The sequence below is a fragment of the Streptomyces sp. NPDC029138 genome, assembly GCF_055564375.1.
The window spans coordinates 1-15,600 of record NZ_JBVHWM010000035.1; the positions used below are offsets into that span (position 1 = coordinate 1).

Annotated in this window: 18 protein-coding genes and 5 tRNA genes; 17 read left to right on the forward strand and 6 right to left on the reverse strand. The window is 70.5% G+C overall.

All coding sequences use genetic code 11. The features are described from left to right. Positions 1 to 264 precede the first annotated feature (264 nt). From ACZ4WH_RS25000 to ACZ4WH_RS25040, 9 genes are all read left to right on the forward strand, one after another. Positions 265 to 1,050 (forward strand): fumarylacetoacetate hydrolase family protein, encoded by a 786-nt coding sequence (locus ACZ4WH_RS25000; protein WP_468184169.1) that lies wholly within the window; start codon positions 265 to 267, stop codon positions 1,048 to 1,050. After that, entirely contained in the window at positions 1,043 to 2,524 is a 1,482-nt protein-coding gene (gltX, locus tag ACZ4WH_RS25005; RefSeq protein WP_468184172.1) for a glutamate--tRNA ligase, read from the forward strand. Before ACZ4WH_RS25000 ends, gltX begins: the two co-directional genes overlap by 8 nt. A 115-nt stretch (positions 2,525 to 2,639) precedes the next feature. After that, on the forward strand, positions 2,640 to 3,323 hold the full coding sequence (locus ACZ4WH_RS25010) for a DUF4241 domain-containing protein (protein WP_468184174.1): 684 nt from the start codon (positions 2,640 to 2,642) through the stop codon (positions 3,321 to 3,323). A gap of 59 nt (positions 3,324 to 3,382) precedes the next feature. Next, complete coding sequence (locus ACZ4WH_RS25015; RefSeq protein WP_468184176.1) at positions 3,383 to 4,114, forward strand: HAD family hydrolase; 732 nt, start codon at positions 3,383 to 3,385, stop codon at positions 4,112 to 4,114. A gap of 90 nt (positions 4,115 to 4,204) precedes the next feature. Continuing rightward, positions 4,205 to 4,276, forward strand: a tRNA-Gln gene (locus tag ACZ4WH_RS25020). Between the two features lie 21 nt (positions 4,277 to 4,297). Next, positions 4,298 to 4,370: transfer RNA gene (locus ACZ4WH_RS25025), tRNA-Glu, on the forward strand. A 29-nt stretch (positions 4,371 to 4,399) separates the two neighbouring features. Next, a tRNA-Glu gene (locus ACZ4WH_RS25030) sits at positions 4,400 to 4,472 on the forward strand. A gap of 21 nt (positions 4,473 to 4,493) precedes the next feature. Next, positions 4,494 to 4,565, forward strand: a tRNA-Gln gene (locus ACZ4WH_RS25035). Between the two features lie 28 nt (positions 4,566 to 4,593). After that, positions 4,594 to 4,666 (forward strand) — tRNA-Glu (locus ACZ4WH_RS25040). A gap of 69 nt (positions 4,667 to 4,735) precedes the next feature. On the opposite strand, the gene ACZ4WH_RS25045 is transcribed toward ACZ4WH_RS25040, so the two are convergent. After that, a complete protein-coding gene (locus tag ACZ4WH_RS25045) occupies positions 4,736 to 5,380 on the reverse strand; it encodes a MerR family transcriptional regulator (RefSeq protein WP_468184179.1) in 645 nt (214 codons plus the stop codon). A gap of 81 nt (positions 5,381 to 5,461) precedes the next feature. Here ACZ4WH_RS25045 and ACZ4WH_RS25050 point away from each other — a divergent pair, with 81 nt between their 5' ends. Further along, the gene (locus ACZ4WH_RS25050) at positions 5,462 to 5,959 is read left to right on the forward strand and encodes a DUF4188 domain-containing protein (RefSeq protein WP_468184181.1); all 498 of its coding nucleotides are present in this window, start codon (positions 5,462 to 5,464) and stop codon (positions 5,957 to 5,959) included. Positions 5,960 to 6,110: 151 nt separating this feature from the next. On the opposite strand, the gene ndgR is transcribed toward ACZ4WH_RS25050, so the two are convergent. Then, positions 6,111 to 6,827 carry an IclR family transcriptional regulator NdgR gene (ndgR, locus tag ACZ4WH_RS25055; protein WP_023546516.1) on the reverse strand — a complete coding sequence of 239 codons (717 nt, stop codon included), beginning with the start codon at positions 6,825 to 6,827 and terminating at the stop codon, positions 6,111 to 6,113. Between the two features lie 206 nt (positions 6,828 to 7,033). On the opposite strand from ndgR, the gene leuC reads away from it, so the two are divergent. The 4 genes from leuC (at position 7,034) to ACZ4WH_RS25075 (ending at position 10,360) form a co-directional block, all read left to right on the forward strand. Beyond that, positions 7,034 to 8,458, forward strand: a complete 1,425-nt coding sequence (gene leuC / locus ACZ4WH_RS25060; protein ID WP_468184183.1) for a 3-isopropylmalate dehydratase large subunit — start codon at positions 7,034 to 7,036, stop codon at positions 8,456 to 8,458. Positions 8,459 to 8,463: 5 nt separating this feature from the next. Further along, on the forward strand, positions 8,464 to 9,057 hold the full coding sequence (leuD, locus tag ACZ4WH_RS25065; protein ID WP_468184186.1) for a 3-isopropylmalate dehydratase small subunit: 594 nt from the start codon (positions 8,464 to 8,466) through the stop codon (positions 9,055 to 9,057). A gap of 273 nt (positions 9,058 to 9,330) precedes the next feature. After that, complete coding sequence (locus ACZ4WH_RS25070; protein WP_468184188.1) at positions 9,331 to 9,561, forward strand: SCO5555 family protein; 231 nt, start codon at positions 9,331 to 9,333, stop codon at positions 9,559 to 9,561. Positions 9,562 to 9,697: 136 nt separating this feature from the next. Next, complete coding sequence (locus tag ACZ4WH_RS25075) at positions 9,698 to 10,360, forward strand: HU family DNA-binding protein (protein ID WP_468184191.1); 663 nt, start codon at positions 9,698 to 9,700, stop codon at positions 10,358 to 10,360. A 71-nt stretch (positions 10,361 to 10,431) separates the two neighbouring features. Here ACZ4WH_RS25075 and ACZ4WH_RS25080 read toward each other — a convergent pair whose 3' ends face one another. Both ACZ4WH_RS25080 and cofC read right to left on the reverse strand, forming a co-directional pair. Beyond that, on the reverse strand, positions 10,432 to 10,635 hold the full coding sequence (locus ACZ4WH_RS25080; RefSeq protein ID WP_468184194.1) for a hypothetical protein: 204 nt from the start codon (positions 10,633 to 10,635) through the stop codon (positions 10,432 to 10,434). Positions 10,636 to 10,771: 136 nt separating this feature from the next. Then, positions 10,772 to 11,410 carry a 2-phospho-L-lactate guanylyltransferase gene (gene cofC / locus ACZ4WH_RS25085; protein WP_468184196.1) on the reverse strand — a complete coding sequence of 213 codons (639 nt, stop codon included), beginning with the start codon at positions 11,408 to 11,410 and terminating at the stop codon, positions 10,772 to 10,774. Positions 11,411 to 11,563: 153 nt separating this feature from the next. On the opposite strand from cofC, the gene ACZ4WH_RS25090 reads away from it, so the two are divergent. The 3 genes from ACZ4WH_RS25090 to ACZ4WH_RS25100 all read left to right on the forward strand — a co-directional run bounded on the left by ACZ4WH_RS25090 (position 11,564) and on the right by ACZ4WH_RS25100 (position 14,643). Then, positions 11,564 to 12,334 (forward strand): lysophospholipid acyltransferase family protein, encoded by a 771-nt coding sequence (locus ACZ4WH_RS25090; protein WP_468184199.1) that lies wholly within the window; start codon positions 11,564 to 11,566, stop codon positions 12,332 to 12,334. Then, positions 12,331 to 13,341 (forward strand): NAD(P)H-dependent glycerol-3-phosphate dehydrogenase, encoded by a 1,011-nt coding sequence (locus ACZ4WH_RS25095; RefSeq protein WP_468184202.1) that lies wholly within the window; start codon positions 12,331 to 12,333, stop codon positions 13,339 to 13,341. The genes ACZ4WH_RS25090 and ACZ4WH_RS25095 overlap by 4 nt, the downstream gene beginning before the upstream one ends. Positions 13,342 to 13,485: 144 nt before the next feature. Continuing rightward, positions 13,486 to 14,643, forward strand: a complete 1,158-nt coding sequence (locus ACZ4WH_RS25100) for a D-alanine--D-alanine ligase family protein (protein WP_468184204.1) — start codon at positions 13,486 to 13,488, stop codon at positions 14,641 to 14,643. Positions 14,644 to 14,655: 12 nt separating this feature from the next. Here the strand turns inward: ACZ4WH_RS25100 and ACZ4WH_RS25105 are convergent, their stop codons facing one another. Together ACZ4WH_RS25105 and ACZ4WH_RS25110 are read right to left on the reverse strand one after the other, a co-directional pair. After that, positions 14,656 to 15,177 carry a DUF3515 domain-containing protein gene (locus tag ACZ4WH_RS25105; RefSeq protein WP_468184207.1) on the reverse strand — a complete coding sequence of 174 codons (522 nt, stop codon included), beginning with the start codon at positions 15,175 to 15,177 and terminating at the stop codon, positions 14,656 to 14,658. Between the two features lie 20 nt (positions 15,178 to 15,197). After that, the gene (locus ACZ4WH_RS25110) at positions 15,198 to 15,431 is read right to left on the reverse strand and encodes an Lrp/AsnC family transcriptional regulator (RefSeq protein WP_468184210.1); all 234 of its coding nucleotides are present in this window, start codon (positions 15,429 to 15,431) and stop codon (positions 15,198 to 15,200) included. Positions 15,432 to 15,600: the final 169 nt, after the last annotated feature.

Genomic DNA, 15,600 nt, shown 5'->3' on the forward strand with positions numbered 1-15,600 from the left:
CCCCCCCCCCCCCCCCCCCCCCCCCCCCCCCCCCCCCCCCCCCCCCCCCCCCCCCCCCCCCCCCCCCCCCCCCCCCCCCCCCCCCCCCCCCCGCGCCCGCTTTTCCGCGCCCTCCGGCGGACGCGGTACCGGGGCCGTGACGGAGCGCACCCCGGTGACCCGCCTCTGACCTGCGGCGATGCCCCCGGAAGCGAACAACTTCGGCCAGCTCCGATAACCTGAGGCGTCAGTACGCCGGTTCTCAGTGAGGGGCGCAAGGATCCCGTGCGCATCGCCAGGTTCTCCATCGACGGGAACGTAGCCTTCGGCGCGGTCGAGGGCGACAAGCAGGACGAACTCGTCCTCGACATCATCAAGGGCATCCCGTTCGCGGACTACGAGCTGTCCGGGACCAAGGTGCCGGTGAGCAAGGTCAGGCTGCTCCCGCCGGTGCTCCCCAACAAGGTCGTGGCGTTCGGCCGCAACTACGCCAAGCACGCCCGCGAACTGGGCAACGAGGTGCCCGAGGCGCCGTTCGCCTTCTTCAAGCCGTCCACCTCCGTGATCGGCCCCGGCGACGACATCCAGTACCCGTCGTTCTCCCAGGAACTGCACCACGAGGCCGAGCTGGCCGTCGTCATCGGCCGGTTGTGCCGCGAGGTCCCGCGCGACCGCGTCAAGGACGTGATCTTCGGCTACACCTGCGCCAACGACATCACCGCCCGCGACGTGCAGAAGCGCGAGAAGCAGTGGGCCCGGGCCAAGGGCTTCGACACCTCCTGCCCGCTCGGCCCCTGGGTGGAGACGGACCTCTCCGTGGACGCCGCGAACGACCTCACCATCCAGCTCACGGTCAACGGCGAACAACGTCAGCTGGGCCGCACGAGCGAGATGATCCACCCCATCGAGGACCTGATCGTCAACATCTCCGAGGCCATGACGCTGCTCCCCGGCGACGTGATCCTCACCGGCACCCCCGCGGGGGTCGGCCCCCTCAGCGTCGGCGACGAGGTCGCCGTCACCATCGAAGGCATCGGCACTCTCACCAACAAGGTTGTCAAGCGTGGCTAGCGCACCCGGCTCCGTACGCGTCCGTTTCTGCCCCTCACCCACCGGTAACCCCCACGTGGGCCTGGTCCGCACCGCCCTGTTCAACTGGGCGTTCGCCCGGCACCACCAGGGCACCCTGGTCTTCCGCATCGAGGACACCGACGCGGCCCGCGACTCGGAGGAGTCGTACAACCAGCTGCTCGACGCGATGCGCTGGCTCGGCTTCGACTGGGACGAGGGCCCCGAGGTCGGCGGCCCGCACGCGCCGTACCGCCAGTCGCAGCGCATGGACATCTACGCCGACGTCGCCCAGAAGCTCCTCGACGGCGGTCACGCCTACCACTGCTACTGCTCCCAGGAGGAGCTGGACACCCGCCGCGAGGCCGCCCGCGCCGCCGGCAGGCCCTCCGGCTACGACGGCCACTGCCGCGACCTGAGTGCCGAGCAGGTCGAGGAGTACCAGGCGCAGGGTCGCACCCCGATCGTCCGCTTCCGGATGCCCGACGAGACCATCACCTTCACCGACCTGGTCCGCGGCGAGCTGACCTTCACGCCGGAGAACGTGCCCGACTACGGCATCGTCCGCGCGAACGGCGCTCCGCTGTACACGCTGGTGAACCCGGTCGACGACGCCCTGATGGAGATCACCCACGTCCTGCGCGGCGAGGACCTGCTCTCCTCCACCCCGCGCCAGATCGCGCTCTACAAGGCGCTGATCGAGCTGGGCATCGCCCGGCAGATCCCGGCCTTCGGTCACCTGCCGTACGTGATGGGCGAGGGCAACAAGAAGCTCTCCAAGCGCGACCCGCAGTCGTCCCTCAACCTCTACCGCGAGCAGGGCTTCCTGCCCGAGGGCCTGCTCAACTACCTGTCCCTGCTGGGCTGGTCGCTCTCCGCGGACCAGGACATCTTCACGATCGAGGAGATGGTCCAGGCCTTCGACATCGCCGACGTGAACCCCAACCCGGCGCGCTTCGACCTGAAGAAGTGCGAGGCGATCAACGCCGACCACATCCGCATGCTGGATGTGAAGGAGTTCACCGAGCGCTGCCGCCCGTGGCTGAAGGCCCCGTTCGCGCCCTGGGCGCCGGAGGACTTCGACGAGGCCAAGTGGCAGGCGATCGCCCCGCACGCCCAGACCCGTGTGAAGGTCCTGTCCGAGATCACCGACAACGTCGACTTCCTGTTCCTGCCGGAGCCGGTCTTCGACGAGGCCTCGTGGGCCAAGGCGATGAAGGAGGGCTCCGACGCCCTGCTGCGCACCGCCCGCGAGAAGCTGGAGGCGGCGGACTGGACCTCGGCCGAGTCGCTCAAGGAGGCCGTCCTGGCCGCCGGTGAGGCGCACGGCCTCAAGCTCGGCAAGGCCCAGGCCCCGGTCCGCGTGGCCGTCACCGGCCGCACCGTCGGGCTGCCGCTCTTCGAGTCCCTGGAGGTCCTGGGCAAGGAGAAGACGCTGGCCCGTGTCGACGCGGCGCTGGCCAGGCTGACGGCGTAAGCGCGCGTCCCCGAGGGGCGGTGGCCGTTCGGCCGCCGCCCCGCCGGCATACCTGTCAGTGGGTCGCACTAGTGTCTCGCCTCACACAGCGAGCGAGATCGAGAAGGGCGCCGTCATGCCGATGAGTCCGCGGGACTACACCTGGCTGTTCACCCCGGGCAGCACGTTCAGCTACGAGTCCGGGACCACGGGCGTGATCCATGTGGCCGACGGCGGCGAGCTGGACCTCCCCACCGGCCGGGTCGTCGCCAGTGACCCGTTCGTCTACCTCGGCAGCGGCGACATCGAGCCCTTCACGGCCACCGTCGCGCCCGGCCGTTACCGCGTCGAAGCGGCCGTCGCCACCCTCACCCGGCCCGGCGAGCCCCCGTCCGACCGTCCCCACCTGCGGGTGGCCGCCGCCCGCCTCGTCATCCGCGACGAGCCGGCCGTCACCTGGGAACTGGCCCTGCTCCCCGGCCAGGACCTCGCCGAACTCAAGGGCGACGAGTTCTTCGGGTACGGCGTCGACGCCGGCGCGGGCTGCTTCTACGACGCCTCGGCCGAGGAGGCGTTCCCGGAGACCCAGGAGGAGGAGGGGCCGCTGTGGGACGCGTTCGAGAACAGCGACTGGTCGCCGGGGCCGCACCTGGTCACCTCCACCACCGGCGGACACACCCTGGCCGCGTTCACCTCCGGCTGGGGCGACGGCTGCTATCCCACCTGGACGGGCCGCTCGGCGTCGGGCGAGGTCACCTGCTTCCTGACGGACTTCTTCGTGGCCCCTGACCCCTCCGACCCCGCCTCCGACCTGGGCTGACGAGCGTCTGACGACCAACGCTCCCACGCTCCGGCCGGTGGGGCGGTACGGTCGGTTCCATGACGATCAGAGCCGTGGTCTGGGACGTGGACGACACCCTCTTCGACTACACGACCGCCGACCGGGAGGGCATGCGCGCCCATCTCGTGGCGGAGGGGCTGCTCGCCGGCTACGGCAGCGCGGAGGCCGCGCTGGTCCGGTGGCGGGAGATCACCGAACGGCAGTGGGCGCGCTACGCGGCCGGCGAGACCACCTTCCAGGACCAGCGGCGCGACCGGGTCCGGGTCTTCCTGGACAAGGATCTGAGCGACGCGGAGGCCGACGACTGGTTCGGGCGGTACGTCGGGCACTACGAGGCCGCCTGGAGCGTCTTCCCGGACGTCCTGCCCGCCCTGGAGGCCCTCGCGGCCAGCCACCGGCACGCGGTGCTGTCCAACTCCAGCATCACGGTCCAGGAGCACAAGCTGCGCACCCTCGGCCTGCTCCACCGCTTCGAGTCCGTGCTGTGCGCCGCCGAGCTGGGCGTCTCCAAGCCGGAGGCGGGCGCCTTCCTGGCGTCCTGCGAGGCGCTGGGGCTGCCCCCGCACGAGGTGGCGTACGTCGGCGACCACCCCGAGATCGACGGGCGGGGCGCCGCCGAGGCCGGGCTGCTGTCGGTGTGGATCGACCGCGGGGCGGCCTACGCGCGGGCCGCCGGGCAGGTCGTGGCGCACCGGATCTCGACCCTCGCCGAACTCCCGGCGCTCGTCCGCGTGGATACCCGTTTTGGAGCCCCGTCCACCTTCAGGTAATGTTCTTCCTGCGCCGAGGGGAGCGGGCCGGAAGGCCGGAGCCCCGAGGAGCAAGCTAGAACGAGAACCCCGTAGGGGCTTGAGTTCCAGTGGCCTATGGTGTAATTGGCAGCACGACTGATTCTGGTTCAGTTAGTCTTGGTTCGAGTCCAGGTAGGCCAGCTCGCAGAGCTTATCTGCAAAGCCCCCGTTGTGTAGCGGCCTAGCACGCTGCCCTCTCAAGGCAGTAGCGCCGGTTCGAATCCGGTCGGGGGTACTGATCCCGATCTCGTCGGGATCGCTAGGGCCCCCGTTGTGTAGCGGCCTAGCACGCCGCCCTCTCAAGGCGGTAGCGCCGGTTCGAATCCGGTCGGGGGTACTGACTGGTCTAAACCATCATTGGTCTATGGTGTAATTGGCAGCACGACTGATTCTGGTTCAGTTAGTCTTGGTTCGAGTCCAGGTAGACCAGCTCGGACCTGCGGAAACGCAGAGTCCATGCCCCCGTTGTGTAGCGGCCTAGCACGCCGCCCTCTCAAGGCGGTAGCGCCGGTTCGAATCCGGTCGGGGGTACGCACAGGGAAGGCCCTCCACCTCGGTGGAGGGCCTTCGCCGTTCCCGCCCTCGCCCGCCCCCTCGCGCTCACTCGAAGCCGTAGCGCCGCGCCGACTCCTCCTCCTGGGCCAGCCGGTGCAGGGCCTGGAGCATCGGCTCCACCAGGACCGCGCCGAGCACCGCCGTCTCCACCTTCTCCGCCTCCGACGGATGCGTCTCCACGAAGTCCAAGTCGAGCTTGGCGGCCTCATGCATCAACTTCGCGTAGGACACGAGCAGTTCGGCGTCCCAGTCGTAGCCGAGCCGGCGGAACGCGGCCACCGCCACCACCAGCGAGCGGTACGCGGGGGAGATGGTCGTCAGCAGCCGCGCGTTCGACCAGCCGAGCCTGTCCAGCAGCTCGCCCGCCGCCCGGTGCGCGGCCCGCACGAACTCGTCGTCCTCGTCCGGCTCCGGGACCTGGGGCAGCGCCCACAGGGCCGCGCCGAGCCGGATCGTGCGGCCCAGCGAGTCGTCGTCGACGTGCCCGAGCACCTCGCGGACCGTCGCCACCGGGAGCCGGCCCACCTGGATCATCGCGCGGACCAGCCGCAGCCGGCGCAGGTGTGTCTCGTCGTAGTCGGCCGTCGTCGCGTTCACCTGGCGGCCCGGCGGCAACAGCCCTTCGCGCAGGTAGTACTTGATCGTCGCGGTGGCCACACCGCTGCGTCTGCTCAGCTCGGCAAGCCGCATGTCTTGCGCTCCTTCTTGGATAACGGCACTATCCAAACACCGGGCGATTGGATAGTGCCGCTCACCGACGAGGGGGAAGCCATGGTGTCCCGTACGACCGCCGACGCGAAGGGCGAGGTCGTCGTCCTGCTGATCGGCATGCGCATCAACCGCTTCCGGGCGGTGCACCTCTGGCTGCCGGTGATGCTCGCGATGTTCCGCATGCTGCGGGAACTGGAGAAGGACCCCGGACGGGGGCTGCTCGCCAAGGTGCTGCTGACCGCGTCACCGCGTACGTACTACGTCGTGCAGTACTGGGAGTCCAAGGACAAGCTGTACGCCTACGCGACCGCGCCGGACGCCTTCCATCACAAGGCGTGGGCCGCGATCAACCGCAGGGAGCGGGGCGGCAGGCTGCGGGGGCAGGTCGGGATCTGGCACGAGACGTATGTCGTGCCGGAGGGGTCGTACGAGGCGATCTACGGGGACATGCCGGCGTTCGGGCTGGCCGCCGCGCATGGGCAGGTGCCGTTGGAGAAGCGGGGCCGGTATGCGAAGGACCGGTTCGCTCACCGGTCGAGGGAGGGTACGGGCGCCTGACCGCCGTGGGGCGTCCGGCGCCACGCGGGTGCGGGCCCGTGGGCGGTACTCGCGCGGTTCCCCGCGCCCCTTCAGGTTGGCTGCCCCGCCCTTGGGAAGAGCCTGCCGCGGCGTTGAGGCGGCCCTTCCCGGGCGGGGTCTTCCTCTGTTCTCAGCCCGAGCGGCGCAGGGCCTCCGAGAGGCGGGCCGCCGCGTCGATGACCGCCTGGGCATGCATGCGGCCCGGGTGGCGGGTCAGGCGCTCGATGGGGCCCGAGACGGAGACGGCGGCCACCACGCGGTTGGAGGGGCCGCGCACGGGCGCGGAGACCGACGCGACGCCCGGCTCGCGCTCGCCGATGGACTGGGCCCAGCCGCGCCGCCGTACGCCCGACAGGGCCGTCGCCGTGAAGCGGGCGCCCTGCAAGCCCCGGTGCAGGCGCTCGGGCTCCTCCCAGGCGAGCAGGATCTGCGCCGAGGAGCCCGCCTTCATCGTCAGCGTGGAGCCGACCGGGACCGTGTCCCTGAGGCCGGACAGGCGTTCCGCCGCGGCCACACAGATCCGCATGTCACCCTGGCGCCGGTAGAGCTGCGCGCTCTCGCCGGTGACATCACGCAGGTGGGTGAGCACGGGGCCCGCCGTCGCGAGCAGGCGGTCCTCGCCCGCCGCGGCCGCAAGCTCCGCGAGGCGCGGGCCGAGAATGAAACGGCCCTGCATGTCGCGTGCCACCATGCGGTGGTGTTCCAGGGCCACGGCCAGGCGGTGGGCCGTGGGTCGTGCCAGTCCGGTCGCGCCGACCAGTCCCGCGAGGGTGGCCGGACCGGACTCCAGAGCGCTCAGGACGAGGGCCGCCTTGTCCAGAACGCCGACGCCGCTACTGTTGTCCATGCAACGATACTCACGTCTCACTCTGTGAAACGCAAGTTCAATTTTCGGTGGAACGCGCCACCCTGGAATCACACAGCGGCCCGCAGACCAACGGGCCTGGCGGTGGACGCCCGGAATCACGACGTTCAGGGGCCCGAGAAGGGCAGCCACCGCTCCTCAAGATCTCTAGTTGGGTCGGTGGACGCTTGCCGGCCGGAGGGAAAGCGATGGGTAGGACACTCGCGGAGAAGGTCTGGGACGACCACGTCGTCCGGCGCGCCGAGGGCGAGCCCGACCTCCTCTACATCGATCTGCACCTGCTGCACGAGGTGACCAGCCCCCAGGCCTTCGACGGGCTCCGCAAGAACGGCCGTACGGTCCGCCGCCTCGACCTCACCATCGCGACCGAGGACCACAACACCCCGACCCTCGACATCGACAAGCCCATCGCCGACCCCGTCTCCCGCGTCCAGCTGGAGACCCTGCGCAAGAACTGCGCCGAGTTCGGGGTGCGGCTGCACCCGCTGGGCGACGTCGAGCAGGGCGTCGTCCACGTCGTCGGCCCCCAGCTGGGTCTGACCCAGCCGGGCACCACCGTCGTCTGCGGCGACTCGCACACCTCCACGCACGGTGCCTTCGGCGCGCTGGCGTTCGGCATCGGCACCTCGCAGGTCGAGCACGTGCTGGCCACCCAGACGCTGCCGATGGCCCGCCCCAAGACCATGGCGATCACCGTCGAGGGCGAGCTGCCCGACGGCGTCACCGCCAAGGACCTGATCCTGGCGATCATCGCGAAGATCGGTACGGGCGGCGGCCAGGGCTACGTCCTGGAGTACCGCGGCTCCGCCATCGAGAAGCTCTCGATGGAGGCCCGGATGACCATCTGCAACATGTCGATCGAGGCCGGCGCCCGGGCGGGCATGATCGCCCCCGACGAGACCACCTTCGCGTACCTCAAGGGCCGTCCGCACGCCCCCGAGGGCGCCGACTGGGACGCGGCCGTCGCGTACTGGAAGACGCTGAGGACGGACGAGGACGCCGTCTTCGACGCCGAGGTCGTCATCAACGCCGACGAGCTGTCCCCGTTCGTCACCTGGGGCACCAACCCCGGCCAGGGCGCGCCGCTTTCGGCGAACGTCCCCGACCCGGCTTCGTACGAAGACGCTTCGGAGCGCTTCGCCGCCGAAAAGGCCCTGGAGTACATGGGGTTGGCGGCCGGACAGCCGCTGCGCTCCATCAACGTCGACACCGTCTTCGTAGGCTCCTGCACCAACGGCCGCATCGAGGACCTGCGCGCCGCCGCGGACATCCTGCGGGGCCGCAAAGTCGCCGACGGCGTACGGATGCTGGTCGTCCCGGGCTCCGCGCGCGTGGGTCTCCAGGCCGTCTCCGAGGGCCTGGACGTGGTCTTCAAGGAGGCCGGCGCCGAATGGCGGCACGCGGGCTGCTCGATGTGCCTGGGCATGAACCCCGACCAGCTGGCCCCGGGCGAGCGCTCCGCGTCCACCTCCAACCGCAACTTCGAGGGCCGGCAGGGCAAGGGCGGTCGTACCCACCTGGTGTCGCCGCAGGTCGCGGCGGCCACCGCCGTCCTGGGCCACCTGGCCTCCCCGGCCGATCTGACCGACGACCGCACGCCCGCTGGAGTCTGAGAATCATGGAAGCCTTCACCACCCACACCGGCCGGGCCGTCCCGCTGCGCCGCAGCAACGTCGACACCGACCAGATCATCCCTGCTCACTGGCTCAAGAAGGTCACCCGGGACGGCTTCGAGGACGGGCTCTTCGAGGCCTGGCGCAAGGACCCCGAGTTCATCCTCAACCGCCCCGAGCGGCAGGGCGCCACGGTCCTGGTCGCCGGCCCCGACTTCGGCACCGGCTCCTCCCGCGAGCACGCCGTCTGGGCGCTCCAGAACTACGGCTTCAAGGCCGTGATCTCCTCCCGCTTCGCCGACATCTTCCGGGGCAACTCGCTGAAGAACGGCCTGCTCACGGTGGTCCTGGACCAGAAGATCGTGGACGCGCTGTGGGAGCTGACCGAGCAGGACCCCACTACTGAGGTCACTGTGGACCTTGAGGCGCGTGAGGTGCGCGCCGAGGGCATCACCGCCTCCTTCGAGCTGGACGAGAACTCCCGCTGGCGGCTGCTGAACGGCCTGGACGACATCTCCATCACCCTCCGGAACGAGGACGAGATCGCCGCCTACGAGGCCGAGCGCCCCGCCTACAAGCCGCGGACGCTCCCGGTCTGATCCGGCGCCGACCGAGCCCCGGAACGGTCGGGTTTCGGCCACGCCAACACCCCGCCTGTACCCCCGATCGCCACGATTGGGGGTACAGCCATGTCTGCACCCGAACGGCCCTGCGACTCTGCCCTGGTCCGCTCAACTTCCCACGTTACGAAGGACGTTGTCCGGGTAGGTGAGTGCTGTGTTCGCGTCTTCCGCAAGTGCCTGGAAGGCCATTTGAGGCGGTAGTTGCACCCTGCGCAGGCGACAACTCGCCCCAGATGGCACAATCTGTGCATGGAACACGACGGCCAACTCCAGCTCTATACGGCGGTCGCGAACCAGCTCAAGGAAGCGCACGCCAGGGTGCGCGCACTGCAAGTCCCGGAGGGCGTACGGATGGCGCTGGCCCGGAAGCTGCTGGTCATTACGGCCGCGGCCAAGCACGATCTCGCCGACGCGGCAAGGCGGCTCGATCGGTTCACGGCGGATCTCGACGCGGGTCGGGTCCCCGAAGAGGACCGCTGAACCGTCCGAGACAGCCGAGTCCGTTGCGGCACGAGGGTGATAAGCCCGTTTCGTGTTTGATTTGCGGTATATATCTGCCTAACGTGCGAAAAAGCTTGAACACTTTCGTTCTGGCGATGTCTCCGAAGGGGAAGACGTGAACAAGGCGCAGCTCGTAGAAGCGATTGCCGACAAGTTGGGTGGCCGCCAGCAGGCCGCCGACGCTGTCGATCATGTTCTGGACGCCATCGTCCGCGCGGTCGTCGCGGGCGAGCGGGTCTCGGTCACCGGCTTCGGGTCCTTCGAGAAGGTGGACCGCCCCGCCCGCTACGCCCGTAACCCCCAGACGGGCGAGCGGGTTCGGGTCAAGAAGACCTCCGTGCCGCGCTTCCGCGCCGGTCAGGGCTTCAAGGACCTGGTGAGCGGCTCGAAGAAGCTCCCGCGCGGGGGCGAGGTCGCGGTCAAGAAGGCGCCGAAGGGCAGCCTGTCCGGCCCGCCGCCCACCATCGCGAAGGCCGCAGGCAAGAAGGCCGCCGCCAAGAAGACGGCGGGTGCGGCGAAGAAGACCGCGGGTACCGCGGCGAAGAAGGCGGCGGCGAAGAAGACCACGGCCGCCGCGAAGAAGACCACGGCGAAGAAGGCTCCCGCCAAGAAGACCACGGCGACCGCCAAGACCACCACGTCGAAGGCCGCCGCCAAGAAGACGACCGCGAAGAAGGCCCCGGCGAAGAAGGTCACCGCCAAGAAGGCCCCGGCGAAGAAGTCGACGGCCCGCAAGACCACCGCCAAGAAGACCACCGCCCGCAAGGCGACGTCGTAAGGCCGCCAGGGCATTCACGCGCCGGGCCGGACTCCCCTGGGGAGCCCGGCCCGCGGCGTGTGTAAGGGCGGTTAGAGGGTCTGAAGGGTTACGAGGGTGATCCGGAGGGCGCCGCCCTCGGACTCCGTCTCGATCCGCACCCGCTGTCCCGGACGCAGCAGCCGCAGTCCGCCGCGGTCGAACGCCGCCGCGTCGAAGGCGACCGGGGTGCCGTCGTCCAGAAGCACCTGACCGCTGCGGGTTTCGGGGTCGTAGGTGTATGCGGTTGCTTGCATGTCGGCCAGCGTAGTGCGTCCCGTGGTTCGCCGTTGGGGGTGCGGGCTGTACGCCGGCTGCGGGGCCATCGTGGTCGCTCGCGCCCGCGCGGCGGAGCCGCACATCGATACAGCCCCGCGCCCCTCCGGGCGCGCTTCAGGGGCCCGGGATCAGCAAGCCCGCCGAAGCCGCCGCCGTATGCCGGCCCACGCCCAGTGCCAGCGCCGCTCGCAGGTCCGCGGCCGTGTCGACGTCCTGGCGGACCGAATCCACCCCCATCAGCGCGAGTTCCACCGCTCCGGAGGCCCGGTGGCGGGAACGGGAATCGACGCCGAATGCCGGTCGCAATTCACGATCACCGGCCGCCGTCAGCAAAGTCGTGCCCAACGCCGCAGCGTCCGCGAGAAACGCGCGCGGGAATTGCGAGGCCGCCGCCAGTACCCGGGAGAGTTCCGCCGGACGCAGGGCCGGCAGATCGGCGTTCAGGGCCGCCACCGCAGCGCCGGGGCGGACGGCGCGTACGACGGCCGCGCCGTGTGCCAGCGCGGCGTTCAGGCCGCTGCCGGGCGCGTCCGGGACGATCCGCGCCCCCAGCGCGGTCAGCTCCCGGCCGGCCAACTCGTCGTCCGTGACGACCGCCACATCCGACACCGCCGGACACGCCATCGCCGCGGCCACCGTGTCCTGCGCGAACGCCAGCGCCAACCCCGGGCGCACCCCGTCGTCGGCGGTGTCCGCGAGCCTGCTCTTGGCCCGCGTCAGGGGCTTCAGGGGGATGACCAAGGTCCACTGCACCGGCGTACCGTCCCTCTCTTGTCGCGCTCATTGTCCCCCGGGGCATCCGGCGCCGCGGGAGGCGGGGCGTACGGTGTTCTCGACAGACCGGCGGCCCGGGGCCACACTTGTGCGGCCCCCGCCGGGGTGGCAGTCCTAGAGGAAGGTGTCCTTGTGTCCCGCCGCAGAATCGGCTTCTGGTACCGCTTCGCCGCGGTGATCTGCAAACCGCCGCTGGTGGTTCTGATCAAGCGGGACTGGCGTGGAATGGAGCACATTCCGGCCGAGGGCGGATTTATCACCGCGGTGAACCACAATTCCCACCTGGACCCCTTCGCGTACGCGCACTATCAGTACAACACCGGACGGGTCCCGCGATTCCTGGCGAAGAGCGGGCTTTTCAAGAAGGGATTCGTCGCGGCCGCCATGCGCGGCACCGGGCAGATCCCCGTCTACCGCGAGTCCACGGACGCCCTCAGCGCCTTCCGGGCCGCGATCGACGCCGTGGAGCGCGGCGAGTGCGTCGCGTTCTACCCCGAGGGCACCCTCACCCGCGACCCGAACGGCTGGCCCATGACCGGCAAGACCGGTGCCGCCCGGGTCGCCCTCCAGACCAAGTGCCCGGTCATCCCCGTCGCGCAGTGGGGCGCCAACGAACTGCTGCCGCCGTACGCCAAGAAGCCGAACCTCTTCCCGCGCAAGACGCACCACGTGCTCGCGGGACCCCCCGTGGACCTCTCCCGTTTCTACGACCGGGAGATGACCCCGGAGGTGCTGAAGGAGGCCACCGAGGTCATCATGGCGGCCATCACCCGCCAGCTGGAGGAGATCCGCGGCGAGAAGGCGCCCGAGACGCCCTACGACCCGCGCCGTGAGCGGATCGAGCAGCGCCGCCGCACCCGGGCGCAGGCGGAGGGCCGGCAAGTGGAAGGGCAGAGCAAGTGAGCGCACCGGTAAGGGCGGCGGTCTTCAGTGCCGGTTCGTGGGGCACCGCCTTCGGCATGGTGCTCGCCGACGCCGGCTGCGAGGTCACCCTGTGGGCCCGCCGGCCGGAGGTCGCGGAGGCGATCAACACCAGCCGGGTCAACCCCGACTACCTGCCGGGCGTCGAACTCCCCGAGAACGTCCGGGCCACCACCGACCCCGCCGAGGCCGCGGCCGGCGCCGACTTCACGGTCCTGTCCATCCCCTCCCAGACCCTGCGCGCCAACCTCGCCGAGTGGGCCCCGCTGCTCGCCCCGGACACCGTCCTCGTCTCCCTGATGAAGGGCGTCGAACTCGGCTCCACCATGCGGATGAGCGAGGTCGTCGAGGACGTCGCCAAGGTCCGCGCCGACCGGATCGCGGTCGTCACGGGACCCAACCTGGCCCGCGAGATCGCCGCCCGCATGCCCGCCCTGGCCGTCGTGGCCTGCACCGACGAGCGGGTCGCCCAGCGGCTCCAGGCCGCCTGCCACACGCCGTACTTCCGGCCGTACACCAACACCGACGTGGTCGGCTGCGAACTCGCCGGCGCGGTCAAGAACGTCATCGGGCTCGCGGTGGGCATCGCCGACGGCATGGGGCTCGGCGACAACGCCAAGGGCTCGCTCATCACGCGCGGCCTCGCCGAGACCACACGGCTCGGCCTCGCGATGGGCGCCGACCCGCTGACCTTCTCCGGACTCGCGGGCCTGGGCGACCTGGTGGCCACCTGCTCCTCGCCGCTGTCGCGCAACCACACCTTCGGCACCAACCTCGGCAAGGGCATGACCCTGGAGGAGACCATCGCGGTCACCAAGCAGACCGCCGAGGGCGTCAAGTCCTGCGAGTCCGTGCTGGATCTGGCCCGCCGGCACGGCGTCGACATGCCCATCACCGAGACGGTCGTCAGCATCGTGCACGAGGGCAAGTCGCCGGTCGTCGCGCTCAAGGAGCTGATGGCGCGCAGCGCCAAGCCCGAGAGGCGCTGAGGCCGGCAGGCGCCGGGCCCAGGGTCGCCGAGCCCGCCCGGGAGGCGCCGGGCACGACACTGAGCGACCGTCCGTGCGACGCTGAGCGACGGCCCGGGAGCGCGCGCTGACTTGGGCGCTGCCTACAGGTACTCTCAACGCGATATGAGCACCGAGAACCTTCCCCAGAGCCCTGAGCAGCCGTCGCGCAAGCCGCGCGTGGCCGTCGTGTTCGGCGGGCGCAGCTCCGAACACGGGATCTCCGTGGTCACCGCCGGCGCCGTCCTCAAGGCCATCGACCGGACGAAGTACGACGTCCTGCCGATCGGCATCACCACGGACGGCCGCTGGGCGCTGACGGCCGACGAGCCGGAGCGGATGGCCATCACCGACCGCCGCACTCCCAGCGTGGCGGAGCTGGCGGAGTCGCACGAGGGCGGCGTGGTGCTCCCCGTCGACCCGGCGAACCGCGAGGTCGTCTACAGCGAGCCCGGCTCCGTGCCCAAGGCGCTCGGCGAGGTCGACGTGGTCTTCCCGGTGCTCCACGGCCCCTACGGCGAGGACGGCACCCTCCAGGGTCTGCTGGAGCTGTCCGGAGTGCCGTACGTCGGCTCCGGCGTGCTCGCCTCGGCCGTCGGCCAGGACAAGGAGTACATGAAGCGGATCTTCACCTCCTACGGGCTCAGGGTCGGCCCGTACCTGGTGATCCGCCCCCGCGAGTGGGCCCAGGACGAGTCCGCCGCCCGCAAGAGGATCGTCGACTTCGCCGGCGAGCACGGCTGGCCGCTGTTCGTGAAGCCCGCGCGCGCGGGCTCGTCCATCGGCATCACCAAGGTCGACGACCTGTCCGGCCTGGACGAGGCGATCGCCGAGGCGCAGGCTCACGACCCGAAGATCCTCGTCGAGGCGGCCGTACGGGGCCGTGAGATCGAGTGCGGCGTCCTGGAGTTCGAGGACGGCCCGCGCGCCTCCGTCCCGGCCGAGATCCCGCCGCCGGACGCGCACGCGTACTACGACTTCGAGGCCAAGTACATCGACTCCACGCCCGGCATCGTCCCGGCCCCGCTCACCGAGGAGCAGACCGCCGAGGTGCGCCGGCTCGCCGTCGAGGCGTTCGAGGCGGCCTCCTGCGAGGGCCTGGTCCGCGCGGACTTCTTCCTCGCCGAGGACGGCGAGTTCGTGATCAACGAGATCAACACCATGCCCGGCTTCACGCCGATCTCGATGTACCCGCAGATGTGGCAGGCGAGCGGGATCAGCTACCCCGAGCTGGTGGACCGCCTGGTGCAGGCGGCGCTGCGCCGCTCGACGGGGCTTCGCTGACCCCGTCAGGTCTCATCCCCGCATGGAGGCGATCCCCTTCGGGATCGCCTTCTTCACGGCCGGCGCCAGGTCCGTCAGCACCTGGGCGCTGTCGTCCGACCCGGACAGCTTCTTCGGCAGGATCACCTGCACATACGCCCGGCGATTGGACGTGGTGAACCGCCAGGTGCCGTCGCCCTGCTTCTCCATCAGCCACTCCACGCCGTTCACCCCGCCGCCGATCGCGTTCGGGTCGTCGCCCTGCGCCACCTTGGCATCGATCATCTTCGGCGGCCGGACGATGCCGCAGCGCAGTATGATCGCCGGGTTTCCCCAGCCCGCCGTGTAGGCGGACCGGGGCTCGGGGTCGGCGCGGGTCTGCCCGTCCACCTTCCGCGGCAGGACCTTGTCCAGGTCCCGGCAGAGCGGAGCGGTCCGCGCGTCGGGGGTCGGAACCGCCGCGGTGCCGCTGTCGTCTGCCGTGGAGCAGCCCGCGACCGCGATGAGCAGGGCCGGGGCGAGCAGGGCGAGGGGCCGGTGGCGGAAGATGTTCACCGGCCAAGCGTAGACGGGGGCTACAGATGCACCACCGGACAGGTCAGGGTGCGCGTGATGCCGTCCACTTGCTGGACCTTCGCGACCACCATGCGGCCGAGCTCGTCGACCGTCTCGGCCTGGGCGCGCACGATGACGTCGTACGGCCCTGTCACGTCCTCGGCCTGGAGCACTCCAGGAATCTTGTTGATCGTCTCGGCGACGGTCGACGCCTTGCCGACCTCCGTCTGGATCAGGATGTACGCCTGTACCACGGAACCTCCAGGGCGGCCACGAGGATCATGTGGGGAAAAGGAACGCCACGGTATCGCGTCGCCGCTCCCCGAGGGGAGACCTGCGGGAACCGGGCTTGCGCGCCAGGGTGCGGGCACGACGGAAGTTGACGGTCCTCTCGACCGTATCGGGGACACTGGTGACGCGCGA